The following is a 25,664-nucleotide window of genomic DNA, read 5'->3' as shown; positions in this document are numbered from 1 at the left end:
CCCCCCCCCCCCCCCCCCCCCCCCCCCCCCCCCCCCCCCCCCCCCCCCCCCCCCCCCCCCCCCCCCCCCCCCCCCCCCCCCCCCCCCCCCCCCCCCGGGGTGATGTCAGTAGCCGAAGTCCTGGGTCCACCAGGGGCCGCCCGAGCCCATGTGGACGCCCACGCCGAGGGTCTTGAAGTCGCAGTTCAGGATGTTGGCGCGGTGGCCGGGGCTGTTCATCCAGGCCTCCATCACGGCGGCCGCGTCGGCCTGGCCGCGGGCGATGTTCTCCCCGCCCAGGCTGGTGATGCCGGCCTTCGCCGCGCGGTCCCAGGGGGTGGCGCCGCTCGGGTCGGTGTGGTCGAAGAACCCGCGCGCGGCCATGTCCTCACTGAAGGCCGAGGCCAGGTCCGACAGCGCGCTGTTCGCCGCAACCGGGCTGCAGCCGACCTTGGACCGCTCCACGTTGACGAGCTTGAGCACCTCGGCCTCGGCCGCGCTCTCGGCGGACACCGTGACCGGGGCGGTGGTCTTCGGGGCCTTCGTGGCCGGCTTGCTCGGCTTCGCGGGGGCCTTGGTCGCCGTCTTGCTCGGCTTGCCGACGGGCTTCTTCGACTTCGGCGGCGTCTTCTTCGAAGGCGCGGTCGGCGCCGAGGAGGAGGGCGAGGCCGACGGCGAGGAGGCGCGGTCGGAGTCCCGGCTCGTCGACTGGTCGTCGTCGCGGTCGTCCGCGGTGCCCGACGTGCCGCCCTGCTGGGTCTCCAGGCTCGACGGGGAGTCGATGGCCTGCACCTTGTCGGAGTTGCTGCTGCCGCCCCCGAGGGCGTAGTTGTCGCTGCCCGGCAGCACGCCGGTCGCCACGGCGACGGTGCCGAGGGCCACGGCCGCCGATACACCGAGCAGGCCGTTGCGCACCGGTGTCGCGGTTTTCTTCCTCCGGCGGTGTGAACGGCTGCCGGCCGGGGTAGCACTGGCCATGGCGTAGCCGTAGAGGTTCTCGGGGCCGTAGCTCTCCGTGTGAACCGGGTGTGTTTCCGTGATCCCGGTGGCGCGGCCTGTAGCGGCGCGGCCGGCGGCGGAGCGTCGGTGGCGTCCCATACTCCTGGCCTTCCTCATCCTTGCGGGCAACGTGCCTCACCCGAACGAGTGAGGCTCATTGGGTCGGGACGGTACCTCATGGCGCAAGAGGAGGAAGTGCTCCGAGTGCAATTGGCCGGTTAGCGTGCACCCATGAACGAGGATGCAAGGCTCGTGGCGTGGGTACGCGGAAGGGTCCAGGGTGTGGGTTTCCGCTGGTACACGCGGGCCAGGGCGCTGGAGATCGGCGGGCTGAGTGGTTTTGCTCTCAATTTGGACGACGGACGGGTCCAGGTGGTCGCCGAGGGCTCACGAACCGGATGCCAGGCCCTGCTCGACTGGCTCCAGGGGGACGACACACCCGGGCGTGTGGACGGAGTGACTGAGATCTGGGACACGCCCCGCGGTCACTACGACGCCTTCGCGATCCGCTGACGCTTCGACGGCGACACCCCCGGTGGGGGCCCTGTGACATGCCGTGCGCACGTGCCCACGGCAGAGATGACCTGGTGGTTGCCAAGAACGGCTTGTCGTGGGAGGCTCCGCACTTAAGGATGATCTCCACGCCCTCAGGGCCCCGCAGGAGTCGCAGCGCAGCCGCTTCCAGGCCGCGTGCCCCCGGGTTGCCCGCCAATACAGGGCGTGATCGTGTTGACCGTCAAACTTTTTGGTGAGACGCTGAAAGCCCCGCGCACCTTAGCTGTTTGGCATGTGGAACGGCAGCAAGAATTTAGCAAGTGTCAAGCATCGCGGGTGCGATTCCCTCACGACCTATCGACCCACACCGCATCGGTCGGTCACTCAGTGTGGAGGACCATCCATCATGGCAAAGGCGCTTCTCGGTTACGTCGGCGGCTCCGACCCGCGACTCATCGCCGAGATGCGACGGCTCCAGCAGCGCGTCCAGGACCTCGAATCCGAACTCGTACGGATTCAGGCCGAGAACGACGCGCTCGCGGCTGCCGCTTCTCACGACTCGGACTCGCTTCTCGACAGCATCGACGTACCCCAGGCGGAGCCTGCGCTCACCTGATCACTGCACCGCATAGCACCACTATGACAGCGGTGGTTGGGCTGCCCGTATTCAGCCGCTGAGTTGTCAGAGTTGCAAGGGACGCCGTTCAGGCGTCCCTTCTTTCTTGCCCTCCGCTTGTCGAGCTTGTCGTGCTGCTTCCCCCGCGCACGCTTCCACTCTCTTTAACGTCTGATGTGCCCTGCACGTTCATGGGTGAAACCGCGCGTTCATGGAGTGAGATACGGGCGGAAGGTAGAGTCCAGCGGCGTGCACCTCAAGGCCCTGACCCTGCGCGGGTTCAAGTCGTTCGCCTCGGCCACCACGCTGCGGTTCGAGCCGGGCATCACGTGCGTCGTCGGTCCCAACGGCTCGGGCAAGTCGAATGTCGTGGACGCGCTCAGCTGGGTCATGGGCGAGCAGGGCGCCAAGTCGCTGCGCGGCGGCAAGATGGAGGACGTCATCTTCGCCGGCACCACCGGGCGGCCGCCGCTCGGCCGGGCCGAGGTGTCCCTCACCATCGACAACTCCGACGGCGCGCTGCCCATCGAGTACGCCGAGGTCACCATCACGCGGATCATGTTCCGCAACGGCGGCAGCGAGTACCAGATCAACGGCGACACCTGCCGGCTGCTCGACATCCAGGAACTGCTGTCCGACTCCGGCATCGGCCGCGAGATGCACGTCATCGTCGGACAGGGCCAGCTCGACTCCGTACTCCACGCCGATCCGATGGGCCGCCGCGCCTTCATCGAGGAGGCCGCGGGCGTCCTCAAGCACCGCAAGCGCAAGGAGAAGGCGCTGCGCAAGCTCGACGCGATGCAGGCCAACCTCGCGCGCGTGCAGGACCTCACGGATGAACTGCGCAGGCAGTTGAAGCCCCTTGGCCGGCAGGCCGCCGTCGCCCGCCGCGCCGCCGTCATCCAGGCCGACCTGCGCGACGCCCGTCTGCGCCTCCTCGCCGACGATCTCGTACGACTGCGGCAGGCGCTGCGGGCCGAGATCGCCGACGAGGCCGCGCTCAAGGAACGCAAGGACGGCGCCGAGGCCGAGCTGAAGAGGGCACTCCAGCGCGAGGCGCAGTTGGAGGACGAGGTACGGCAGCTCACTCCGCGTCTCCAGCGTGCCCAGCAGACCTGGTACGAGCTGTCGCAGCTCGCGGAGCGGGTGCGCGGCACGATCTCGCTGGCCGACGCGCGCGTCAAGAGCGCCACGTCGGCTCCGCCCGAGGAGCGGCGCGGGCGCGACCCCGAGGACATGGAGCGCGAGGCCGCCCGGATCCGCGAGCAGGAGGCCGAGCTCGAAGCGGCCCTGGAGGCGGCCGAGCATGCCCTGGAGGACACGGTCGCGCACCGCGCCGAGCTGGAACGCGAGTTGACGGTCGAGGAACGGCGCCTGAAGGACGTGGCCCGCTCGATCGCCGACCGCCGCGAGGGGCTCGCCCGGCTGAGCGGCCAGGTCAACGCCGCCCGCTCGCGAGCCGCCTCCGCCCAGGCCGAGATCGACCGGCTCGCCGCCGCCCGCGACGAGGCGCAGGAGCGCGCGGTCACGGCACAGGAGGAGTACGAGCAGCTCAAGGCCGAGGTCGACGGGCTGGACGCGGGCGACGAGGAACTGGGCGCCCGGCACGAGGAGGCCAAGCGCGCCCTCGCGGACGCGGAGGCCGAGCTGACGGCGGCCCGCGAGGCGACCACCACGGCGGAACGCAGACGGGCCGCGACCCGGGCCCGCCACGAGGCGCTCGCCCTGGGACTGCGCCGCAAGGACGGCACGGGGGCCCTCCTCGGCGCCAGGGACCGTCTCATCGGCCTGCTCGGCCCTGCCGCCGAACTTCTCTCCGTCACCCCCGGCTTCGAAGTTCCCCTGGCCGCCGCCCTCGGCGCCGCCGCCGACGCCATCGCCGTGACCACCCCCGCCGCCGCGGCCGACGCCATCCGCCTGCTGCGCAAACAGGACGCGGGCCGGGCGGCACTGCTGCTGGCGGGGGGCGGCGCCCCCGATGACGTAGACCCGGAACCGGAGCACCGCGACGGGCCTCCCCGCGCAGCCGACCTCGTCCGAGGACCCGATGAACTGATGCCCGCCGTACGGCGGTTGCTGCGGGGGATTGTCGTCGTCGGCACCCTGGAGGACGCCGAGGACCTTGTGTACGCCCGGCCCGAGGTGACCGCGGTCACCGCTGAAGGGGATCTGCTCGGGGCGCACTTCGCACACGGCGGGTCGGCCGGGGCGCCGAGTCTGCTCGAAGTGCAGGCATCCGTCGACGAGGCCGCGGCCGAGTCGGCGGAGCTGGCCGTGCGGTGCGAGGAGCTCACCGAGGCGCAGCACGGGGCGGCCGAGCGGCGCAGGGAGTGCGCCGCGCTGGTGGAGGAGCTGGGGGAGCGGCGGCGGACCGTCGAGCGGGAGAAGTCGTCCGTGGCGCAGCAGCTGGGCCGGCTGGCCGGGCAGGCACGCGGCGCCGCCGGCGAGGCCGAGCGGAGCACCGCGGCCGCGGCGCGGGCCCAGGAGGCGCTCGACCGGGCCCTGGAGGAGGCGGAGGAGCTGGCCGAACGGCTCGTCGTCGCCGAGGAGATGCCCGTCGAGGAGGAGCCCGACACCGGCGCACGGGACCGGCTCGCGGCCGACGGCGCCAACGCGCGGCAGACCGAGATGGAGGCCCGGCTCCAGGTGCGCACGCACGAGGAGCGGGTCAAGGGGCTCGCCGGTCGGGCCGATTCGCTGGACCGGGCCGCACGCGCCGAACGCGAGGCACGCGCCCGTGCCGAGCAGCGCCGCGCCCGGCTGCGCCACGAGGCCGCCGTCGCCGAGGCCGTCGCCTTCGGCACACGGCAGCTCCTCGCGCATGTCGAGGTCTCCCTCGCGCGCGCCGAGCAGGAGCGCACCGCGGCGGACGCCGCCAAGGCCCGCCGGGAACAGGAACTGACCGCCGCGCGCACCGCCGGCCGCGACCTGAAGGCCGAGCTCGACAAACTGACGGATTCGGTTCACCGCGGTGAGGTACTCGGGGCCGAGAAGCGGCTGCGTATCGAGCAGCTGGAGTCGAAAGCGCTGGAGGAACTCGGTGTGGAGCCGGCGGGACTGGTCGCGGACTACGGTCCCGATCAGCCCGTGCCGCCCTCGCTCCCCGCCGAGGGCGAGGAACTGCCCGAGGACCCGGAGCACCCGCGCAACCAGCCCCGGACGTTCCACCGCGCCGAGCAGGAGAAACGGCTCAAGTCAGCCGAACGGGCGTACCAGCAACTGGGGAAGGTCAACCCGCTCGCCCTGGAGGAGTTCACCGCGCTGGAGGAACGGCACAAGTTCCTCAGTGAGCAGTTGGAGGACCTCAAGAAGACGCGTGCGGACCTGCTTCAGGTCGTGAAGGAGGTCGACGAGCGCGTCGAACAGGTCTTCACCGAGGCGTACCGGGACACGGCCCGACAGTTCGAGGGGGTCTTCAGCCGTCTCTTCCCGGGCGGCGAGGGCCGGCTGATCCTGACCGACCCCGACAACATGCTCACCACGGGTGTGGACGTGGAGGCGCGTCCTCCGGGCAAGAAGGTCAAGCGGCTCAGCCTGCTCTCGGGTGGTGAGCGCTCACTCACCGCGGTCGCGCTCCTCGTGTCGATCTTCAAGGCCCGGCCCAGCCCGTTCTACGTGATGGACGAGGTCGAGGCGGCGCTCGACGACACCAACCTGCAGCGGCTGATCCGGATCATGCAGGAGCTGCAGGAGGCCTCGCAGCTGATCGTCATCACGCACCAGAAGCGGACGATGGAGGTCGCCGACGCGCTGTACGGCGTCTCCATGCAGGGCGACGGTGTGTCGAAGGTCATCAGCCAGCGTCTGCGCTAGATACGTGTAGCGGGCACCGGTCCTCACCTGGGCTTCTTGCTGACTTCAATACTTGAACAAGTGAGGGCTTCGTGTGTGTCCAGAATTCACAGTTGATGACCGCTTGACTTCGAAACTTGAAGGCATAGTGTCTGCAACGTTGCTTTTACCTTCAGGTGGTGAGCGGCGTGGAGTTGTGCGCCACTGGAACCACCGAGAAGGGCTCGCCCCCACCCCCGGCAGCGAGGCCGGTGGCCCGAGGAGTTACCCGTGACCAGCACTGCGCAGCCACCCAAGTCAGGAGCCCGAGCGGCTCATCCCGAGCATCTCGGCCATGTCATCTTCATCGCCGCGGCGGCTGCCATGGGCGGCTTCCTCTTCGGTTACGACAGCTCCGTGATCAACGGTGCCGTCGAGGCCATCCGGGACCGTTACGACATCGGCTCCGCCGCCCTCGCCCAGGTCATCGCCATCGCCCTGATCGGCTGCGCCATCGGCGCCGCGTACGCCGGCCGGATAGCCGACCGCATCGGCCGCATCCGGGTCATGCAGATCGCCGCCGTGCTGTTCATGGTCAGCGCCGTCGGCTCGGCGCTCCCCTTCGCCCTCTGGGACTTCGCCCTCTGGCGCGTCATCGGCGGCTTCGCCATCGGTATGGCCTCCGTCATCGGCCCCGCCTACATCGCCGAGGTCGCCCCGCCGGCCTACCGCGGACGCCTCGGCTCCTTCCAGCAGGCCGCGATCGTCATCGGCATCGCCATCTCGCAGCTCGTCAACTGGGGCCTGCTGAACGCGGCGGGCGGCGACCAGCGCGGCGAGCTCATGGGCCTCGAAGCCTGGCAGGTCATGCTCGGCGTCATGGTCGTCCCCGCCGTCCTCTACGGCATGCTCTCCTTCGCGATCCCCGAGTCCCCGCGCTTCCTGATCTCCGTCGGCAAGGACGAGCGGGCCCGCGAGATCCTGGCCGAGGTCGAGGGCAAGGAAGTCGACCTGGACGCGCGCGTGCTGGAGATCGAGCACGCCATGAAGAGCGAGCACAAGTCGACGTTCAAGGACCTGCTCGGCGGCGGCGGCTTCTTCTTCAAGCCGATCGTCTGGGTCGGTATCGGCCTCTCGGTCTTCCAGCAGTTCGTCGGCATCAACGTCGCGTTCTACTACTCCTCGACGCTGTGGCAGTCGGTCGGCGTCGACCCGACGGACTCGTTCTTCTACTCCTTCACGACGTCGATCATCAACATCGTCGGCACCGTGATCGCCATGATCTTCGTCGACCGGATCGGCCGCAGGCCGCTCGCGCTCATCGGCTCGGTGGGCATGGTCGTCGGTCTCGCACTGGAGGCCTGGGCGTTCTCCTTCGACCTCGTCGACGGCAAGCTGCCGAGCACGCAGGGCTGGGTCGCGCTGATCGCCGCCCACGTCTTCGTCCTCTTCTTCGCCCTCTCCTGGGGTGTCGTCGTCTGGGTCTTCCTCGGCGAGATGTTCCCGAACAAGATCCGCGCCGCCGCGCTCGGCGTCGCCGCCTCCGCGCAGTGGATCGCCAACTGGGCCATCACCGCGAGCTTCCCGTCGCTGGCCGACTGGAACCTCTCCGCGACCTACGTGATCTACACGGTCTTCGCCGCACTCTCCATCCCCTTCGTGCTCAAGTTCGTGAAGGAGACCAAGGGCAAGACCCTGGAGGAGATGGGCTAGCCCGCAAGGGCTCCCCGAAGCTCGGGGAGAAGGGCCAAGTCCCCGCTGCCCCTCTCCTCGTACCCTCCGCCGCCCCGGCCGGTTCACCGAACCGTCCGGGGCGGCGGTGCCGTACCCGCGCTCGACGTCCTCCGCGGGAACGGTTGCCGCCGCGGCTCAGTCGTCCAGCGCCGGCAGCACCTGCTCCGCGAACAACCGCAGGCTCCGCCACCCCTCCGCCACCGGCATCCCGCCCGCCAGCGGGTGCAGCACCAGGCTGTCCAGGCCCTGCGCCACGCACGCGTCGGGTGTGAGGACGCGGTACACGCCCTCCGCGCGCAGCTCGTCGACCGTCGTGGCGGCCGACTTCACCGCCGAGCGGATGTCACCGGACTGCCAGGAGGCGTACGTCCGCGCCTCGTGCAGGAAGTGGCGGCCGTACTCGGCCCAGGCCCGGTCCGGGTCCTCGGCGATGTGCAGCAGCGGGGTCTCGGCCGCGGGCATCATGGTCCAGCCCTCGGTGCCGTACTCGACGAGCCGGTCCTTGTAGTACGCCTCCAGCTCCGGCAGGTGCGCGCTCGGGAAGAACGGCAGCCCGAGCCGGGCGGCACGGCGGGCCGCGGCCTTGGAGGAGCCGCCGACCAGCAGCAGGGGATGGGGATCGGTGTACGGCCGCGGAGTGACCCGGACCCTGCGGCCCCGGTACTCGAACTCCTCGCCCGTCCACGCCTTCAGCACCGTCTCCAGCAGTTCGTCCTGGAGCCTGCCGCGCCGCTTCCAGTCCACGTCGAAGAGGGCGTACTCCTCGGGCCGGTAACCGATCCCGGCCACGGTGATCAGCCGTCCGCCGCTCAGCAGATCGAGTACGGCGATGTCCTCGGCCAGCCGCAGCGGATCGTGCAGCGGGCCGATGACCGCCGACACGGTGACCGCGATGCGCCGGGTCGCACCGAAGACCGCGCCCGCGAAGGCGAACGGCGAGGGCAGCCAGTTGTTGGCGACCCCGTGGTGCTCCTCCGTCTGCACGGTGGTGATGCCGTGCTCGTCGGCGTACGCGGCCATCTCGACCGCCGCCTTGTAGCGGGCGCTCAGCGACGCGGGCGTGGCGTCGGGGTCGACGAGGTTGAAGCGGACGACCGTCACGGGCATGAGGAGACCCCCTTCGTGGTGTGGAGGGGGACGGTAGCTGACGGTGCGTCAGACGGCCAGAGGTGCGGGCCTTCCCGTGCGGGGGCGCGTCCGTGGTGCCCGGGGGTTGTCGGTGGGCGAGGCCGCGGTCGACGCCGAATATCATGGTTCAGTGCGTTTTGCACCTTAAGGGGGGCGTGAAGCGTCCCGTCTCGCGCCGGGCCGTACCCCTCCTTCGGTGGGGATGGATACTGGACGAGTTATGGAAACCGTCATCCTTGCTGTAGTCATCGCCGTGGTCGTGATCGGCGCGCTCGGCGGGCTCGTCATCGGCAGTCGCAGAAAGAAGCCACTGCCTCCGCAGGCGCCCACCAAGACGCCCGACATCACCGCCCCTCCGGCCGAGCCGCATGTCGGCGACGAGGCCGAGACACCGCGCGACGAACCGCGCCGCACGATCGAGGAGGTGGACCTCCCGGACGCCTCGGCGGCGGCCCCCGTCGTCGTCGAGGAACCGCCCGCACCGGCGATCGAGGTCCCCGAGCCGACCGCCGGCCGGCTCATCCGCCTGCGCGCACGGCTCTCCCGCTCGCAGAACGCGCTCGGCAAGGGGCTGCTCACGCTGCTCTCGCGCGAGCACCTCGACGAGGACACCTGGGAGGAGATCGAGGACACGCTGCTCACCGCCGACGTCGGTGTGCAGCCCACCCAGGAGCTGGTCGAGCGCCTCCGCGAGCGCGTGAAGGTGCTCGGCACCCGCACGCCCGACGAACTGCGCGGGCTGCTGCGCGAAGAGCTGCTCACCCTCCTCGAACCCGGATTCGACCGCGCCGTCAGGACCGACTCGAACCTCGACACCCCCGGCATTGTGATGGTCGTCGGGGTCAACGGCACCGGCAAGACCACCACCACCGGCAAGCTCGCGCGCGTGCTCGTCGCCGACGGCCGTAACGTGGTGCTCGGTGCCGCCGACACCTTCCGTGCCGCGGCCGCCGACCAGCTCCAGACCTGGGGCGAGCGCGTGGGCGCCCGCACCGTACGCGGCCCCGAGGGCGGCGACCCCGCCTCGATCGCCTTCGACGCGGTCAAGGAGGGCATCGAGGAGGGCGCCGACGTCGTCCTCATCGACACCGCGGGCCGGCTTCACACCAAGGCCGGGCTCATGGACGAGCTCGGCAAGGTCAAGCGCGTCGTCGAGAAGCACGCCCCGCTCGACGAGGTGCTCCTCGTCCTCGACGCGACCACCGGGCAGAACGGCCTGGTCCAGGCGCGCGTCTTCGCCGAGGTCGTCGACATCACCGGCATCGTGCTGACCAAGCTCGACGGCACGGCGAAGGGTGGCATCGTCATCGCCGTCCAGCGCGAGCTGGGCGTACCGGTCAAGCTGGTGGGCCTCGGCGAGGGCGCCGACGACCTGGCGCCGTTCGAGCCGGAGGCGTTCGTGGACGCCCTGATCGGCGAGTGACCACTCCCTGGAAGTGACCACTTCCCGAAATCGGTAAGTGCGTGCCAAGAAGCGCCCGGCCCCAAGGTGCAGTTGGGGTCGGGCGCTTCGCTGTGTGAGCCCGAGCGGGCAGCCGCTATGCGCGCGAGCGATGCGCCACGTACGCCAGCGTGCCGAGGAGCAGCCGTGCCTGCGGTGGCCGCGTCGCCGAGTCGAGGGCCGGGGGGCGCAGCCAGCGGACCGGGCCGAGACCGCCGCGGTCGGAGGGCGGGGCCGTGATGTACGCGCCGGGGCCCAGGGCGCCCAGGTCGAGCGCGGCGTCGTCCCAGCCCGTGCGGTAGAGCAGCTCGGGGAGCTCGGCCGCCGCGCCGGGGGCGACGAAGAAGTGGGCGCGGCCGTCCGGCGTCGCGGTCACCGGACCCAGGGGGAGCCCCATGCGCTCCAGGCGGGCGAGGGCCCGTCGGCCGGCGGGCTCGGCGACCTCGATCACGTCGAAGGCGCGGCCGACCGCGAGCATCACCGCGGCGCCCGGGAACTCGGTCCAGGTCTGGGTGGCCTCGTCGAGTGTGGCACCGGCGGGCACGGTCGGTGCGAAGTCCAGCGGATGTGCGCCCGGCGTACGGCAGTCCGTCTTGCCGCACGAACACGCCCCTGCGGACGCCCGTGCGCCGGGCACCACGTCCCAGCCCCACAGCCCGGTGAACTCGGCCACTGAGGTGCACTCCGAAGAGCGGCCGCGGCGGCGTGCGCCGGGCCGGATTTCGCGAATGCCCCGGCTGCTGCCGATCGTGAAGCCCATGCCCCCTCCAACGGGTCCTACGCGCCGGTGGTTACGACCGGTGGTCATGAGACGGAAGCGGAACGTCAGCCCCCGTGCTGCCACTTGGGTGCCGCGCGGTCCTGGCGGCGCCCGGTGGTGCCACGGGTGGTGCGCCCGGCATCGTGCGCCCCGGTGTGCACCGCTCCGCCCACTCCCGGCCGTCCTATGTCAAGTGAATCGCTTGGAGGCGTCCGGGAGTTCATTCGAAGGGGTGGCGAATGGTGGCGTTTCCGGGTTCGCCATGGCCGGAGCAGTGATCGTAGGATTACTTTGAGTGCACGAGTCCTGGGGACGTATGCACTCGTGGGTATGCCGGGGGCAAGTCGGTTTCCCGTTCGAAGGGTGAGAACCACCGGACGCGCGGCCGTATTTACCGGCATTCTGATAGGGCTTGGCGCACGCAGCGTACAAGTGGTCTCAGGGATGGGGGCGTTCCAGTGGGCGGCAACGGCGGAAGCGGGACGACCGCGACTGGCACGGACAAGCGCCCCAATGAGCTGCTGGGCTCGTGGTTTGTGCGCAGCGGCTGGTCGAAGGGCGAACTCGCACGGCAAGTGAACCGCAGGGCCCGCCAGTTGGGGGCCAATCACATCTCCACGGACACCTCGCGCGTACGCCGCTGGCTCGACGGGGAGAATCCGCGCGAACCGATCCCGCGGATCCTGTCCGAGCTCTTCTCCGAGCGCTTCGGCTGTGTGGTCGCCGTCGAGGACCTGGGCCTGCGCGCCGCCCGCCAGTCACCGTCCGTGTCCGGAGTGGACCTCCCCTGGACGGGTCCGCAGACCGTGGCGCTGATCAGCGAGTACTCGCGCAGTGACCTGATGCTGGCGCGGCGCGGCTTCCTCGGCACCTCGCTCGCCCTCGCCGCGGGCCCGTCGCTCATCGAGCCCATGCAGCGCTGGCTCGTGCCCAGCCCCGCCGCCCCGCAGGAGGAGCCCGAATCGGCCGCCGCGGCGCGCCGCGGCGGCCGGCTCTCCAAGCCCGAGCTGGACCTGCTGGAGTCCACCACCGTGATGTTCCGGCAGTGGGACGCCCAGTGCGGCGGCGGCCTGCGCCGCAAGGCGGTCGTCGGCCAGCTCCACGAGGTGACGGACCTGCTCCAGGAGCCCCAGCCCGCAGCCACCACCCGGCGCCTGTTCAAGGTCGCCGCCGAGCTGGCGGAACTCGCGGGCTGGATGAGTTACGACGTGGGGCTCCAGCCCTCCGCCCAGAAGTACTTCGTGCTCGCGCTGCACGCCGCCAAGGAAGCGGGCGACAAGCCGCTCGGCTCGTACGTCCTGTCCAGCATGAGCCGTCAGATGATCCACCTCGGCCGGCCCGACGACGCACTGGAACTGATCCACCTCGCGCAGTACGGAAGCCGCGACTGCGCGAGCCCGCGCACCCAGTCGATGCTGTATGCGATGGAGGCCCGCGCCTACGCCAACATGGGCCAGCCCGGAAAGTGCAAGCGGGCCGTCCGGATGGCCGAGGACACCTTCGAGGACGTCCTCGAATTCGACGAGCCCGAGCCCGACTGGATCCGCTTCTTCTCCGAGGCCGAGCTGCACGGCGAGAACTCCCACTCCTACCGCGACCTCGCCTACGTCGCAGGCCGCAGCCCCACGTACGCCTCGATGGCCGAGCCGGTGATGCAGCAGGCCGTCGACCTCTTCGCCAAGGACGCCGAGCACCAGCGGTCGTACGCACTGAACCTCATCGGCATGGCCACCGTGCACCTGCTGCAGCGCGAGCCCGAGCGGAGCACGGTTTTGGCCAAGGAGGCGATGGCGGTCGCCAAGAAGGTGCGCTCCGAGCGTGTGAACACTCGTATCCGAAAGACGGTCGACACGGCCGTCCGCGACTTCGGGGGTCTCGCCGAGGTCATCGACCTCACCGAACAGCTCGCCGTCGACCTGCCCGAGACCGCCGAGGCGGTCTGAGGAAACCCCGGGCCCACCAGGCAGAACCCAAGGGCCCACTGGACCCCGGCCGCGGCCGGCCATCCCGAACCGACCGACTCGGCTCCCCCCATGCCAGGTCATCGGATGGCCGTCCGCGGCCGGTTTTCGCGGCTCCGGGGAAGGTTGCGCCACGATAACGATCGCTTGGCCCGACATCAGCCAGTTCATGGACGCGTAACACGCAAGGCGCCTTCGTCACCGCGGCGAAACATCGAGGGGCGTCGACCGAAACCGCGCTGCGCCAATCTCATGGCGCATAACCGGCCCGCCCCTCATACCGCTCTCAGGCTTCGCCCGCACGGGGCCGTACCAATGACGAGGAGACGCCGATGGCACCAGCCATCACCCTTGCCGCAGAAGCGCCCAAGCTTTCTGCCGCCAACACAGGGTTCATGCTCATCTGTTCCGCCCTGGTGCTGATCATGACGCCCGGCCTTGCCTTCTTCTACGGAGGCATGGTCCGCGTCAAGAGCACGCTGAACATGCTGATGATGAGCTTCATCAGCATAGGGATCGTCACCATCCTGTGGGTGCTGTACGGCTTCTCCATGGCCTTCGGTACGGACTCCGGCAGCGTGATCGGCTGGAACTCGGACTGGGTCGGCCTCAGCAAGATCGGTCTGACGGACCTGTGGCCCGGCTACACCATCCCGATCTTCGTCTTCATGGTCTTCCAGATGATGTTCGCCATCATCACGCCGGCCCTGATCAGCGGTGCGCTCGCCGACCGCGTGAAGTTCACCGCCTGGGCGCTGTTCGTCGCCCTGTGGGCCACGGTCGTCTACTTCCCCGTCGCCCACTGGGTCTGGGGCACCGGCGGCTGGGCCTTCGAGCTGGGTGTGATCGACTTCGCCGGTGGTACGGCGGTGCACATCAACGCGGGTGCCGCGGCGCTCGGCGTGATCCTCGTCATCGGCAAGCGCGTCGGCTTCAAGAAGGACCCGATGCGCCCGCACAGCCTCCCGCTGGTCATGCTCGGCGCCGGTCTGCTGTGGTTCGGCTGGTTCGGATTCAACGCCGGCTCGTGGCTCGGCAACGACGACGGCGTCGGCGCGCTGATGTTCGTCAACACGCAGATCGCCACCGCCGCCGCCATGCTGGCCTGGCTCGCCTACGAGAAGATCCGCCACGGCGCGTTCACCACCCTCGGTGCCGCCTCCGGCGCGGTCGCCGGTCTGGTCGCGATCACCCCGTCCGGTGGTGCGGTCACCCCGATCGGCGCGATCGCCGTCGGCGCCATCGCCGGTGTGGTCTGCGCCATGGCGGTCGGCCTCAAGTACAAGTTCGGCTACGACGACTCGCTCGACGTCGTCGGTGTCCACCTGGTCGGCGGTGTCATCGGCTCCCTGCTGATCGGCTTCTTCGCCAGCGGCAAGGGCCAGTCCACCGCGACGGGCGTCTTCTACGGCAACCACTCCTTCGACCAGCTGTGGAAGCAGTGCGCCGGTGTCTTCGCCGTCCTCGCCTACTCGCTCGTCGCCTCCGCCATCCTCGCCTTCCTGATCGACAGGACGATCGGCATGCGGGTCACCGAGGACGAGGAGATCGCGGGCATCGACCAGGCCGAGCACGCCGAGACCGCATACGACTTCAGCGGCGCGGGCGGCGGAGCGGCCCGCAGCGCCGCACCGAGCCCGGCCCAGGACGCGGCGACCAAGAAGGTGGACGCATGAAGCTCATCACCGCCGTCGTGAAGCCTCACCGGCTCGACGAGATCAAGGAGGCCCTGCAGGCCTTCGGGGTCCACGGACTGACGGTCACCGAAGCCAGCGGCTACGGTCGGCAGCGGGGCCACACGGAGGTCTACCGCGGCGCCGAGTACACGGTCGATCTGGTTCCCAAGATCCGTATCGAGGTACTGGCCGAGGACGACGACGCCGAACAGCTCATCGAGGTCATCGTGAAGGCCGCCCGAACCGGCAAGATCGGTGACGGCAAGGTCTGGTCCCTCCCGGTCGAGACGGCCGTGCGGGTCCGGACCGGCGAGCGCGGCCCGGACGCGCTCTGAACGGACCGGCTCAAAAGAAGAGAAAGACAGGAGTCGCTGGGTGACGAGTACGGACACGCGTACGGATGCAGAGGACTCGGGACCCAGCGGCTATGCGGCGGCCCGGCTGCGCCTCCTCCAGGAGGGGGCGCAGTCCGGGCCGCCGCGCCGTGCGGCCCTCGCCGAACTGACGGACGACTGGCTCACCGGCCTGTTCACCGCCGGCACCGAGGGACTGCGCGGCGCGTCGCTCGTCGCCGTCGGCGGCTACGGACGCGGCGAGCTCTCCCCGCGCAGCGACCTCGACCTGCTGCTCCTGCACGACGGCAGCGACGCCGGCGCGGTCGCCGCCCTGGCAGACCGCATCTGGTACCCCGTCTGGGACCTCGGCCTCGCCCTCGACCACTCCGTCCGCACGCCGGCCGAGGCACGCAAGACCGCCGGCGAGGACCTCAAGGTCCAGCTGGGCCTGCTGGACGCCCGCCACCTCGCGGGCGACCCCGCCCTCACCGCCGGACTGCGCACGGCCGTCCTCGCCGACTGGCGCAACCAGGCGCCGAAACGGCTCCCCGAACTCCAGGAACTCTGTGCCGAGCGGGCCGAGCGGCAGGGCGAGCTGCAGTACCTGCTGGAACCCGACCTGAAGGAGGCACGCGGCGGCCTGCGCGACACGACCGCACTGCGTGCCGTCGCCGCCTCCTGGCTCGCCGACGCGCCGCGCGAAGGGCTCGCCGACGCCCAGCGCCGCCTGCTCGACGTCCGCGACGCCCTCCACCTGGCCACCGGCCGCGCCACCGACCGGCTGTCCCTCCAGGAACAGGACCAGGTCGCCGCGGAACTCGGCCTGCTGGACGCCGACACACTGCTGCGCCAGGTCTACGAAGCGGCGCGTGTCGTGTCCTACGCGAGCGACGTGACATGGCGCGAGGTCGGGCGGGTGCTGCGATCACGTGCCGTGCGCCCGCGTCTGCGCGCCATGCTGGGCGGCGGCAAGCCCGTCGCCGAACGCTCGCCGCTCGCCGAGGGTGTGGTCGAGCAGGACGGCGAGGTGGTGCTCGCACGCGCCGCGCGCCCCGAGCGCGACCTCGTGCTCCCGTTGCGCGCCGCGGCCGCCGCCGCGCAGTCCGGACTCCCGCTCTCCCTGCACGCCGTACGGCGCATGGCCGCCACCGCGCGTCCGCTGCCCACGCCCTGGCCCGCCGAGGCGCGCGAACAGCTCGTCACGCTGCTCGGCTCGGGCCGCCCGACCATCGAGGTCTGGGAGGCGCTGGAGGCGGAGGGCCTGATCACCCGCCTGCTGCCCGACTGGGAGCGGGTCCGCTGCCGCCCGCAGCGCAACGCCGTGCACATCTGGACCGTCGACCGGCACCTCATCGAGACGGCGGTCCGCGCCTCCGAGCTGACCCGCCGGGTGGGCCGCCCCGACCTGCTCCTCGTCGCCTCCCTGCTGCACGACATCGGCAAGGGCTGGCCCGGCGACCACTCCGTCGCCGGCGAGATCATCGCCAGGGACGTCGCCGCACGCATCGGCTTCGACCGCGCGGACGTCGCCGTCCTCGCCACCCTCGTACGCCACCACCTGCTCCTCGTCGAGACGGCGACCCGGCGCGACCTGGAGGACCCGGCGACGGTCCGCTCCGTCGCCGAGGCCGTCGGCTCCCAGGGCACCCTGGAACTGCTGCACGCGCTCACCGAGGCGGATGCGCTGGCCACCGGACCGGCCGCCTGGTCCTCGTGGCGCGGCTCCCTGGTCGCCGACCTCGTCAAGCGGGTCGCCGCCCTGCTCGCCGGGGACGACCCCGAGGAGCCGGAGGCCCTCGCGCCCACGGCCGAGCAGGAACGGCTCGCGATCGAGGCGTTCCGCACCGGCGGGCCCGTGCTGGCCCTGCGCGCACAGACGGAACCGCCCGCCGAGGAGACCGAGGCCCCCGGCGACCCGGAACCCCTGGGTGTCGAACTCGTCATCGCCGTGCCCGACCAGCCCGGCGTGCTCCCGGCGGTCGCCGGCGTCCTCGCCATGCACCGTCTGACCGTGCGCACGGCCGAACTGCGCGCCCTGGACCTCCCCGACGACGTCGAGGGCTCCGTCCTGCTCCTGAACTGGCGCGTGGCCGCCGAGTACGGCTCGCTCCCGCAGGCCGCCCGACTGCGCGCCGACCTCGTCCGCGCCCTCGACGGCTCCCTGGACATCGCCGGCCGCCTCGCCGAGCGCGACGCCGCCTACCCGCGGCGCCGCGGCGTGGTGGCACCGCCGGCCCGGGTGACCGTCGCCCCGGCCGCCTCCCGGCACGCCACCGTGATCGAGGTGCGCGCGCACGACGCCCCCGGGCTGCTGCACCGCATCGGCCGGGCCCTGGACCAGGCGAACGTCCAGGTGCGCAGCATGCACGTCTCCACACTCGGCGCGAACGCCGTGGACGCCTTCTACGTCACCGGTCCCAAGGGCGCGCCGCTGCCGGGGGAGGAGGCGGCCTCCGTGGCACGTGCGCTGGAGGAGACGCTGCGCGGCTGAGTGGCTCGGGTTCCGTACGGTGCGGGGCCGGAGCGTCCGGTTCCGTACGGGATCGGGGGCCGGCCCCGGTCTCGTACAACCGCGGTGGAGACCCCACCACACGCGGCCAGATACCCTGGAGGGCGATTCCCATCGCCCCCGACCCCTGAGGACCGACGAGCGCCGTGTTCGATACTCTCTCCGATCGCCTCTCAGCGACGTTCAAGAACCTGCGGGGCAAGGGCCGACTGTCCGAAGCCGACATCGACGCCACCGCACGCGAGATCCGTATCGCGCTCCTTGAGGCCGACGTGGCCCTCCCGGTCGTGCGGACCTTCATCAAGAACGTCAAGGAGCGCGCGCTCGGTAGCGATGTCTCCAAGGCGCTGAACCCCGCCCAGCAGGTCCTGAAGATCGTGAACGAGGAACTCGTCACGATCCTCGGCGGTGAGACCCGCCGCCTGCGGTTCGCCAAGAACCCGCCGACCGTGATCATGCTCGCGGGTCTGCAGGGTGCCGGTAAGACGACCCTCGCGGGCAAGCTCGGCAAGTGGCTGAAGGACCAGGGCCACTCGCCGCTCCTCGTCGCCGCCGACCTCCAGCGCCCGAACGCCGTGAACCAGCTGAGCGTCGTCGCCGAGCGCGCGGGCGTCGCCGTCTACGCGCCCGAGCCGGGCGACGGCGTCGGCGACCCGGTCAAGGTCGCCAAGGACTCCATGGAGTTCGCGAAGACGAAGGTCCACGACATCGTGATCGTGGACACCGCGGGCCGCCTGGGCATCGACCAGGAGCTGATGCAGCAGGCCGCGGACATCCGCGACGCCGTCAGCCCCGACGAGATCCTCTTCGTCGTCGACGCGATGATCGGCCAGGACGCGGTCAACACGGCCGAGTCCTTCCGGGACGGCGTCGGCTTCGACGGCGTGGTCCTCTCCAAGCTCGACGGTGACGCCCGCGGTGGCGCCGCCCTGTCGATCGCCTCCGTGACCGGCAAGCCGATCATGTTCGCGTCGAACGGCGAGAAGCTCGACGACTTCGACGCCTTCCACCCTGACCGGATGGCCTCCCGCATTCTCGACATGGGTGACCTGCTCACCCTGATCGAGCAGGCGGAGAAGACGTTCAGTCAGGAAGAGGCCGAGAAGATGGCCTCCAAGCTGGCGTCCAAGAAGGGCCAGGACTTCACCCTGGACGACTTCCTGGCCCAGATGGAGCAGGTCAGGAAGATGGGCAGCATCAGCAAGCTGCTCGGCATGCTGCCCGGCATGGGCCAGATCAAGGACCAGATCAACAACCTCGACGAGCGCGACGTCGACCGCACGGCCGCCATCATCAAGTCGATGACCCCGGCCGAGCGCCAGGATGCGGCGATCATCAACGGCTCGCGCCGCGCCCGTATCGCCAAGGGTTCCGGCGTAGAGGTCAGCGCCGTGAAGAACCTGGTCGAGCGGTTCTTCGAGGCCCGCAAGATGATGTCCCGCATGGCCCAGGGCGGTGGCATGCCGGGGATGCCCGGGATGCCGGGCATGGGCGGCGGCCCCGGCCGTACGAAGAAGAAGGTCAAGCAGGCCAAGGGCAAGCAACGCTCCGGCAACCCGATGAAGCGCAAGCAGCAGGAGCTGGAGGAGGCCCAGCGCCGCGAGGCCGGGGCCCAGCCGGGCGGCAACGCGTTCGGGCTGCCCCAGCAGGCGGAGGACTTCGAGCTGCCGGACGAGTTCAAGAAGTTCATGGGCTAGTTCACCGGCCGGTTCACGGGCTGACGACTCGTCCTGTACGTCCTTGGGGGCGCCCCTCTCCGGAGGGGCGCCCCCGGTGCGTTCTGCGGGTGCCGGTGCCTGCCTCGTGTCGTAACGTCCGCATATGAGCAACCCTGTGCCGCCACGCAAGACCCCGGAGAAGCCGTGGCGTACCGAGGGCACTCCCGAGGAGCCGCCGAAGCCGCCGTCCGGCGGGAGGAGACCCTTTCGGGGCGGCTGGTGGAACCTGGCCCTCACCGCGCTGATCGTCTTCCTCATCGCCAACCTCGTGCTGTCGTTCTTCAACGAGGGCGACGAGCCGACGATCTCGTACACGGAGTTCAGCAAGCAGGTCGACGGCGGCAACGTCACGAAGATCTACTCCAAGGGCGACGCGATCCAGGGGCAGCTCAAGGACGCCCAGGACAACCCGGAGGGCGACGGGAAGTACACCAAGTTCAAGACCCAGCGCCCGTCCTTCGCGGACGACCAGCTCTGGGAGGACCTGACCAAGCACGACGTCACGGTCACCGCGGAACCGGTCGTCCAGCACCGCAGCTTCCTCGCCAACCTGCTGATCTCGCTGGCCCCGATGCTGCTCCTGGTCGTGCTGTGGCTCTTCATCGCGCGCCGTATGCGGTCGGGCCTGGGCGGCGGCGCGGGCGGCATGCTCGGCCGCAAGGCGCCTCCCAAGCCGGTGGAACTGGAGCCCGGGTCCCAGCGCACCACGTTCGAGGACGTGGCCGGGATCGACGAGGTCGAGGGCGAACTCAACGACGTCGTGGACTTCCTCAAGAACCCGGACGCCTACCGGAAGATGGGCGCCAAGATGCCCCGCGGTGTGCTGCTGGCCGGCCCGCCCGGCACCGGCAAGACCCTGCTGGCGCGGGCGGTCGCGGGGGAGGCGGGCGTTCCGTTCTTCTCGGCCTCGGCCTCCGAGTTCATCGAGATGATCGTGGGCGTCGGTGCCTCACGCGTCCGCGAACTGTTCGCGGAGGCCCGTAAGGTGGCCCCCTCGATCATCTTCATCGACGAGATCGACACCATCGGACGGGCCCGCGGCGGCGGCGCCGGCATGGGCGGCCACGACGAGCGCGAGCAGACGCTGAACCAGATCCTCACCGAGATGGACGGCTTCTCCGGCTCGGAGGGCGTGATCGTCATCGCGGCGACCAACCGCGCCGACGTCCTCGACCCGGCGCTGACCCGCCCGGGCCGCTTCGACCGGGTCGTCAACGTCTCCCCGCCCGACCGCGGCGGCCGCGAGGCGATCCTGGAGATCCACACTCGCAGCATCCCGCTCGGCCAGGACGTCGACCTCGCCCAGGTGGCGCGCACGACCCCGGGCATGACCGGCGCGGAACTGGCCAACCTCGCCAACGAGGCCGCCCTCCTCGCGGTCAAGCGCCAGCAGGACCAGGTGACACAGACCGACCTCTCCGAGGCACTGGAGAAGGTGCAGCTCGGAGCCGAACGCTCGCTCGTCATGTCCGACGAGGAACGGCGCCGGACGGCGTACCACGAGAGCGGCCACGCCCTGCTGGGCATGCTGCAGCCCGGCGCCGACCCCGTCCGCAAGATCACCATCGTGCCGCGCGGCCGGGCCCTCGGCGTGACGCTGTCGACGCCGGACTCGGACAGGTACGCGTACACCGAGGAGTACCTGCGTGGCCGGATCATCGGCGCGCTGGGCGGCATGGCGGCGGAACAGGTCGTCTACGGAGTCATCACGACCGGCGCCGAGAACGACCTGGAGCAGGTCACCAACATCGCCCGCGGCATGGTCGCGCGCTGGGGCATGAGCGAACGGGTGGGCCGCCTGTCGGCGCTCCCCAACGACGCCCAGCAGGCCTACGGCCTCGCGGCGGCCCCGCAGACCCTCGACGCCATCGACGGCGAGATGCGGCGCATCGTCGACGAGTGCTACGAGGAGGCGCGCCGCAAACTGCGCGACCACCGGGGCCAACTGGACGCGCTCGCCGGGGCGCTCCTGGAGAACGAGACCCTGGAGGAGGCGGACGCGTACCGCATCGCGGGGGTCACACGGCTGACGAAGGACGCGTAGCCGGGAATCGACGCGTAGCCGGGAAGCGGCAGTGAGATGCGTAGGGCCCCGGACCGGGCGGTCCGGGGCCCTACGCCGTGCCTGCGGCGGCTACTTGGCGGCGGTGTTGGCGAACTTCCAGATGTACGGCTCGCCGTCCTCCTCGGACCAGTGGATCTCCGCGTTCTTCGCGCTCGCGGGGATCAGGTAGGCCTCGCAGAAGGTGTGGCTCTCGCCCTGCTTCCAGCTCTCGACGTCGTAGGCGTCCTCGCAGCCCGGTACGCCCTCGGTGGAGGAGCCGATGAGGATCGCGCCGCGCTGTCCGTCGGCCCAGACGGTGGCGTTGTCGTTCGCGTCGGACGAGCTCGTGATGGCCGGTCCGCTCTTGTGCGTGAACTTGACGTGGGCGATGGCGAGCACCTTGCCCTTGGCGTCCTTCTTGTCCTGGACGAGCTTCGCCGCCTCGGCCTCGGTGCCGATGTCGACCTTCGTGGCGAGGACGTCGTAGGTGACCACGCCCTCCTCCTCTTTGACCTTCCCCGTGGCGCTCTCGCCGCTTGCCATCTCGCCTCCGGACGCGGCCTCGGACTTCGAGGCCTTGGCTGCCGGAGTGGCCGTGCTCTTCGCGTCGGCGTCCGCCTTGTCGTCCCCGCCGCCGCAGGCGGTGAGCGAGAGGGCGAGGACGGCGACGGGCGCGGCGAGGCGCAGCGCGGTCTTGTGGTGCAGCAAAACAGCTCCTGTATGCAGATGTGTTGTCCCCCGGGCGGTCCGAAAGGCTATGGGGGAGGCGTGCCACTTGGCGAAACGAGAAGCATCCTCGTCCGCTTTCTTCACACCCTTCACACATGCATCGGAGAAATCGCGGCGCGCTCCGAACTTCCCGGACCGGGCGCGCAGTTCAGGGAGTCCGGGCGATCAGGTACCGGAACACGTTGGGCATCCACACCGTTCCGTCCCGCCGCTGATGCGGATGCAGTGCCTCCGTCAGCTCCTTGTCGACCTGTGCCTGGTCCGTCGCGTCGACCGCCGCGTCGAACAGGCCCGTCGACAGCAGCCCCCGCACCGCGCTGTCCATGTCGGCGTACCCGAAGGGGCAGGACACCCGCCCGGAGCCGTCCGGCTTGAGACCGGCCCGCTGGGCGACCTCCTCCAGGTCGTCGCGCAGAGCGGGCCGCCAACTGCCGGCGCTGCGCAGCGGATCCGCCAGCTTGGTGGCGACGCGGAGCACGGCCGAGGTGGCGCACCGCTCCGGCGGGCCCCACCCGGCGAGGACGACGGGCGTACCGCGCTCGGTGAGGGGCGCGGCCGACTCCAGCAGCGTGCCGAGCCCTTCGGAGTCGCGCGCCAGGCACCCGATCGGCTCGAAGGCGGTCACCAGGTTGTACGCGGGCGTCTCCGCGCCGGCCGCGTCCACGGGGGAGCCGTCGATGATCCGGGTGTCGCCGCACGCGCGCGTGCCCCACGCCCCCGGCAGCAGGCGCTCCCGTGCGAGAGCCAGCCGCTCGGGTGCCGAGGAGTCGACACCGGTGACCGCGGCGCCCCTGGACGCCGCTATCAGCAGGGCGAGCCCCGAACCGCAGCCCAGGCCCAGCAGTCGCGTTCCGGCACCCACTTCGAGCCGCTCGTAGACGGCCTCGTAGAGCGGTACCAGCATCCGCTCCTGGATCTCGGCCCAGTCACGCGCGCGTGCACACGGATTCACGCGGGGCGCCGGTCCCGCGTGAGGGCGGTGTGGCCGCACGAGCGTAGGTGTCATCGAAAGCGCCCCAATCTGCCGAGAGTTGCTCCTGTGCCCCGTTGGTCCGCCCCCGTGCAGTGCGCTCGCACTCCCCCCGTATGCCAGGAAACTCCGCGCCCGTCGTGGCGTCCAGGGGTCGTCAGGCCTCTCCTTGTGCGACACCTGTGCGCACTTTTCGAGTGCCGCTCCCGGGGATCTTCGAGTGACCCTCCTGGGGGGTCTTGGAACGCCCCTTCGGGGGATAAGCGATTGCCCTTGCCGGGACCCGCCCCCGTAGCATGCGCGCCATGGCAAAGGCACCTGTTCTCACGCCCAGGGCGGACGATTTCCCCCGCTGGTACCAGGACCTGATCAACAAGGCCGAGCTTGCGGACAACGGGCCGGTGCGGGGCACCATGGTCATCCGGCCGTACGGGTATGCGCTGTGGGAGCGGATGCAGCAGGAGATGGATGCCCGCATCAAGGAGACGGGCACCCAGAACGCGTACTTCCCGCTTCTGATCCCGCAGTCGTACCTCACCAAGGAGGCCGACCACGTCGAGGGCTTCGCGCCCGAACTCGCCGTGGTCACGCACGGCGGCGGCAAGGAGCTCGAGGAGCCCGCCGTGGTCCGCCCCACCTCCGAGATGATCGTCAACGACTACTTCTCCAAGTGGGTGCAGAGCTATCGCGACCTGCCCCTGCTGATCAACCAGTGGGCGAACGTGGTGCGTTGGGAACTGCGGCCGCGCCTGTTCCTGCGGACCACCGAGTTCCTGTGGCAGGAGGGACACACCGCGCACGCCACGTACGAGGAGGCGCGCGACTTCGCCGCCCGCATCCATCGGAAGGTCTACGAGGACTTCATGGTGAACGTCCTCGCCATGGACGTCGTTCCCGGCCGCAAGACCGTCAAGGAGCGCTTCGCGGGCGCCGTCAACACCCTCACGCTCGAAGGGATGATGGGCGACGGCAAAGCCCTCCAGATGGCCACCAGCCACGAGCTGGGCCAGAACTTCGCCAAGGCCTTCCAGACCCGGTACCTGTCGAGGGAAGGCAAGCAGGAACTGGTCTGGCAGACCTCCTGGGGCTCGACCACCCGCATGATCGGCGCCCTGGTGATGATGCACGGCGACGACAACGGCCTGCGTGTGCCGCCGCGTCTCGCCCAGGTCCAGGCCGTTGTCCTCGCGATCAAGGGCGATGACGCGGTTCTGGCCAAGGTCCACGAAATCGGCGACAGGCTCAGGGCGGCGGGCGTACGCGTCCAGGTGGACGACCGCACCGACACCCCTTTCGGGCGCCGCGCCGTCGACTGGGAACTCAAGGGCGTACCCGTACGCATCGAGGTCGGACCCCGTGACCTGGAGAACGGCACCGCGATGCTCGTCCGCCGGATTCCCGGCGGCAAGGAGCCGGTGGCGATCGACGCCCTTGCGGAACTGCTCCCCACTTTCCTCGAAGAGGACCAGGTACTGCTGCTGCGGCAGTCGCGCGAGCGCCGCGAGTCCCGTACGTCGGACGTGGCCACGTTCGACGAGGCCGTCGAGGTCGCCGCCGCCGGCGGCTGGGCGCGCATTCCATGGGCCGACCTCGGAGAAGAGGGCGAGGCCGGGCTCGCCGCGCACTCGGCGACCGTACGGTGTCTGGTCACCGCCGACGGGTCGGTGCCCGACGCGGACGACGCACCCGGTAACGTCGCGGTCGTCGCACGCGCTTACTGAGTGGGGCCGTTCCTCGGCGAGACCGACCGAAACGCCTCTTGCGCATCCGATGACCCCAGGTGCCCCGGCGCGCGGACATCGTGTACACGCTGGGACGTACGGGTTACTACGTACCGGCTAGGTGTGAACTGTGAGGCTTCTCCGCAGATCAGCGCACCCGCCCTCGTCCGGACGCATCAGCGGCAACTGACGGGTACGTGCAAATTATTTGGGATGGCCCGGAATAGGAACACAGAGGCACTCCGGCTCGTTGTCATTACGTGAGCACGACACCACCTGTTCTCGCCGCAGAGCTGGCAGGGGCGTGGGCCGACATTCAGCGGCACCACTCCGAGCTGCCGGATCTTGCCGCGCCAGAGTCCCTGATCGGAGAGTCGTCGTCCGCCTGCGGGCACGAACTCTCCTTCGAACGACTGCTTCACGAGGCAGTCCACGGCATCGCCGCCGCCCGAGGAGTCCGCGACACCTCGCGCGCCGGCCGGTACCACAACCGCAGATTCCTCGCGATCGCCGAGGAGCTGGGCCTGGACCACCCCGAGGAACCGCATCCCAGCAGCGGCTTCTCACTGGTCACGCTCAACCCCGAGGCGAAGCGCCGCTACCGCCCGACGATCGAGCGGCTGCAGCGCGCCCTCAAGGCACACACCGTCGCGACAGCCGCGGACACCGCCCGCAGCTTCCGTGGCCCGGCCGCCCGGCACGGCTCCTCCGGAGGAGGTGTCCGTGTCAAGGCGGTGTGCGACTGCGGTCGCAATGTCCGGGTCGTTCCGTCCGTCCTGGCTCAGGCACCGATCATGTGCGGAGGGTGCGGGAAGCCCTTCCGGATCCCCGAGGTGGTCGGCGCGGCGGCCGGCTGAGCGGCACCCCGCGGGCGCCGGGCTGCGCAGTCGTCCGGCCGCGTTCTGCAACGGCATCTCGTGGATGCCGCTTCACGCGACCGGCGTCGGCTCACCCCGGCGCCGGACGCCGCCCGGCCGCAGGTCGCTGCAGGCTGCCCCGGTCAAGTCGCCCCGCCAGGATGTGGCACAATGGCTAGCTGTACTCGACAGCCGCACAGGACCCCTCTCTCCTCCGGCTG

Annotated in this window: 18 protein-coding genes; 13 read left to right on the top strand and 5 right to left on the bottom strand. The window is 70.5% G+C overall.

What is annotated here, in order from left to right; translation table 11 throughout:
* Positions 1–105: 105 nt before the first annotated feature.
* Positions 106–1,077 (bottom strand): CAP domain-containing protein, encoded by a 972-nt coding sequence (locus tag ACN6LB_RS13580; protein ID WP_445026008.1) that lies wholly within the window; start codon positions 1,075–1,077, stop codon positions 106–108.
* Between the two features lie 132 nt (positions 1,078–1,209).
* On the opposite strand from ACN6LB_RS13580, the gene ACN6LB_RS13575 reads away from it, so the two are divergent.
* From ACN6LB_RS13575 to ACN6LB_RS13560, 4 genes are all read left to right on the top strand, one after another.
* Positions 1,210–1,491, top strand: coding sequence for an acylphosphatase (locus ACN6LB_RS13575; protein ID WP_356149386.1), 282 nt, complete (start codon positions 1,210–1,212; stop codon positions 1,489–1,491).
* A gap of 388 nt (positions 1,492–1,879) precedes the next feature.
* Positions 1,880–2,089 (top strand): hypothetical protein, encoded by a 210-nt coding sequence (locus ACN6LB_RS13570; protein WP_356149383.1) that lies wholly within the window; start codon positions 1,880–1,882, stop codon positions 2,087–2,089.
* Between the two features lie 249 nt (positions 2,090–2,338).
* Positions 2,339–5,902, top strand: coding sequence for a chromosome segregation protein SMC (smc, locus tag ACN6LB_RS13565; protein WP_445026007.1), 3,564 nt, complete (start codon positions 2,339–2,341; stop codon positions 5,900–5,902).
* A gap of 249 nt (positions 5,903–6,151) precedes the next feature.
* Entirely contained in the window at positions 6,152–7,573 is a 1,422-nt protein-coding gene (locus ACN6LB_RS13560) for a sugar porter family MFS transporter (protein ID WP_445026006.1), read from the top strand.
* Between the two features lie 156 nt (positions 7,574–7,729).
* Here the strand turns inward: ACN6LB_RS13560 and ACN6LB_RS13555 are convergent, their stop codons facing one another.
* Positions 7,730–8,701 (bottom strand): LLM class flavin-dependent oxidoreductase, encoded by a 972-nt coding sequence (locus ACN6LB_RS13555; RefSeq protein WP_445026005.1) that lies wholly within the window; start codon positions 8,699–8,701, stop codon positions 7,730–7,732.
* Positions 8,702–8,942: 241 nt separating this feature from the next.
* On the opposite strand from ACN6LB_RS13555, the gene ftsY reads away from it, so the two are divergent.
* Entirely contained in the window at positions 8,943–10,145 is a 1,203-nt protein-coding gene (gene ftsY / locus ACN6LB_RS13550; RefSeq protein WP_356135667.1) for a signal recognition particle-docking protein FtsY, read from the top strand.
* Between the two features lie 115 nt (positions 10,146–10,260).
* Here ftsY and ACN6LB_RS13545 read toward each other — a convergent pair whose 3' ends face one another.
* Positions 10,261–10,923, bottom strand: coding sequence for a bifunctional DNA primase/polymerase (locus ACN6LB_RS13545; RefSeq protein ID WP_445026004.1), 663 nt, complete (start codon positions 10,921–10,923; stop codon positions 10,261–10,263).
* Between the two features lie 458 nt (positions 10,924–11,381).
* Here ACN6LB_RS13545 and nsdA point away from each other — a divergent pair, with 458 nt between their 5' ends.
* The 6 genes from nsdA (at position 11,382) to ftsH (ending at position 21,166) form a co-directional block, all read left to right on the top strand.
* The gene (nsdA, locus tag ACN6LB_RS13540) at positions 11,382–12,866 is read left to right on the top strand and encodes a transcriptional repressor NsdA (protein ID WP_356135663.1); all 1,485 of its coding nucleotides are present in this window, start codon (positions 11,382–11,384) and stop codon (positions 12,864–12,866) included.
* Positions 12,867–13,216: 350 nt separating this feature from the next.
* Positions 13,217–14,560: an ammonium transporter gene (locus tag ACN6LB_RS13535; RefSeq protein ID WP_356135661.1), complete on the top strand. Its 1,344-nt coding sequence runs from the start codon at positions 13,217–13,219 to the stop codon at positions 14,558–14,560.
* On the top strand, positions 14,557–14,895 hold the full coding sequence (locus ACN6LB_RS13530) for a P-II family nitrogen regulator (RefSeq protein ID WP_030990174.1): 339 nt from the start codon (positions 14,557–14,559) through the stop codon (positions 14,893–14,895). Before ACN6LB_RS13535 ends, ACN6LB_RS13530 begins: the two co-directional genes overlap by 4 nt.
* A 40-nt stretch (positions 14,896–14,935) precedes the next feature.
* Positions 14,936–17,386, top strand: a complete 2,451-nt coding sequence (locus tag ACN6LB_RS13525; protein WP_445026003.1) for a [protein-PII] uridylyltransferase — start codon at positions 14,936–14,938, stop codon at positions 17,384–17,386.
* A 164-nt stretch (positions 17,387–17,550) separates the two neighbouring features.
* Positions 17,551–19,101 carry a signal recognition particle protein gene (ffh, locus tag ACN6LB_RS13520; protein WP_445026002.1) on the top strand — a complete coding sequence of 517 codons (1,551 nt, stop codon included), beginning with the start codon at positions 17,551–17,553 and terminating at the stop codon, positions 19,099–19,101.
* A gap of 124 nt (positions 19,102–19,225) precedes the next feature.
* Positions 19,226–21,166 (top strand): ATP-dependent zinc metalloprotease FtsH, encoded by a 1,941-nt coding sequence (ftsH, locus tag ACN6LB_RS13515; RefSeq protein ID WP_445026001.1) that lies wholly within the window; start codon positions 19,226–19,228, stop codon positions 21,164–21,166.
* Between the two features lie 90 nt (positions 21,167–21,256).
* Here the strand turns inward: ftsH and ACN6LB_RS13510 are convergent, their stop codons facing one another.
* A complete protein-coding gene (locus ACN6LB_RS13510) occupies positions 21,257–21,874 on the bottom strand; it encodes a hypothetical protein (RefSeq protein ID WP_445026000.1) in 618 nt (205 codons plus the stop codon).
* Between the two features lie 169 nt (positions 21,875–22,043).
* Positions 22,044–22,901 (bottom strand): SAM-dependent methyltransferase, encoded by an 858-nt coding sequence (locus ACN6LB_RS13505; protein WP_356135650.1) that lies wholly within the window; start codon positions 22,899–22,901, stop codon positions 22,044–22,046.
* 269 nt (positions 22,902–23,170) lie between these two features.
* Here ACN6LB_RS13505 and proS point away from each other — a divergent pair, with 269 nt between their 5' ends.
* Entirely contained in the window at positions 23,171–24,586 is a 1,416-nt protein-coding gene (gene proS / locus ACN6LB_RS13500; RefSeq protein ID WP_445025999.1) for a proline--tRNA ligase, read from the top strand.
* 260 nt (positions 24,587–24,846) lie between these two features.
* Complete coding sequence (locus ACN6LB_RS13495; RefSeq protein WP_356135646.1) at positions 24,847–25,443, top strand: hypothetical protein; 597 nt, start codon at positions 24,847–24,849, stop codon at positions 25,441–25,443.
* Positions 25,444–25,664: the final 221 nt, after the last annotated feature.

This window comes from Streptomyces sp. SAS_270 (assembly GCF_052543295.1).
The sequence above is the reverse complement of the archived record's forward strand: the minus strand, read 5'-3'. Positions and strand labels throughout refer to the sequence as shown.

Excerpts from the sequence above, each read along its gene's own strand:
- ftsH (WP_445026001.1), top strand. The coding sequence starts at position 19,226 with ATGAGCAACCCTGTGCCGCCACGCAAGACCCCGGAGAAGCCGTGGCGT.
- ACN6LB_RS13575 (WP_356149386.1), top strand. The coding sequence starts at position 1,210 with ATGAACGAGGATGCAAGGCTCGTGGCGTGGGTACGCGGAAGGGTCCAG.
- ACN6LB_RS13545 (WP_445026004.1), bottom strand. The coding sequence starts at position 10,923 with ATGGGCTTCACGATCGGCAGCAGCCGGGGCATTCGCGAAATCCGGCCC.
- ACN6LB_RS13580 (WP_445026008.1), bottom strand. The coding sequence starts at position 1,077 with ATGGGACGCCACCGACGCTCCGCCGCCGGCCGCGCCGCTACAGGCCGC.
- ftsY (WP_356135667.1), top strand. The coding sequence starts at position 8,943 with ATGGAAACCGTCATCCTTGCTGTAGTCATCGCCGTGGTCGTGATCGGC.
- proS (WP_445025999.1), top strand. The coding sequence starts at position 23,171 with ATGGCAAAGGCACCTGTTCTCACGCCCAGGGCGGACGATTTCCCCCGC.
- ACN6LB_RS13570 (WP_356149383.1), top strand. The coding sequence starts at position 1,880 with ATGGCAAAGGCGCTTCTCGGTTACGTCGGCGGCTCCGACCCGCGACTC.
- ACN6LB_RS13535 (WP_356135661.1), top strand. The coding sequence starts at position 13,217 with ATGGCACCAGCCATCACCCTTGCCGCAGAAGCGCCCAAGCTTTCTGCC.
- ACN6LB_RS13530 (WP_030990174.1), top strand. The coding sequence starts at position 14,557 with ATGAAGCTCATCACCGCCGTCGTGAAGCCTCACCGGCTCGACGAGATC.
- ACN6LB_RS13505 (WP_356135650.1), bottom strand. The coding sequence starts at position 22,901 with ATGACACCTACGCTCGTGCGGCCACACCGCCCTCACGCGGGACCGGCG.
- ACN6LB_RS13555 (WP_445026005.1), bottom strand. The coding sequence starts at position 8,701 with ATGCCCGTGACGGTCGTCCGCTTCAACCTCGTCGACCCCGACGCCACG.